Origin of the sequence: Cupriavidus sp. SIMBA_020 (assembly GCF_046535395.1) — a bacterium.
Classification (GTDB): domain Bacteria; phylum Pseudomonadota; class Gammaproteobacteria; order Burkholderiales; family Burkholderiaceae; genus Cupriavidus; species Cupriavidus campinensis.
The window spans coordinates 1-278 of record NZ_JAWRWU010000428.1 but is presented as its reverse complement, the minus strand read 5'-3'; the positions used below and the strand labels follow the sequence as shown (position 1 = coordinate 278).

The 278-nt window shown below is 50.0% G+C and carries 1 protein-coding gene; it reads right to left on the bottom strand.

What is annotated here, in order from left to right:
* Nucleotides 1-278, bottom strand: a 278-nt coding sequence (locus SB751_RS29900) for a hypothetical protein (protein WP_410749010.1), incomplete at both ends; no start/stop codon positions are given.

Sequence of the window (278 nt, the reverse complement as noted above, 5' to 3'; positions counted from 1 at the left end):
ACTACTGTTCTTCATATTTGCCACTGCTAGCGCCAGATCCTTGTTGGCTGCATCAAGCTCACGCTGTTCTTCCAGCACGATGGCCTGCTGTTTCAACTGCGCATCCAAGAGCGCTCCGAAATTACCTAGCAATGTCTTCAGCTCAACGACTTCATTGCTCAAGCGAGTATGTTGTTCAAGCAGAGCTTCATGCTGTTTCGCCTGCTCAACGCGTGCCATCTGTGCAATATCGACGTTCACGATATCGGCACTCACATAAGCATCGCTGAGAACCAGAC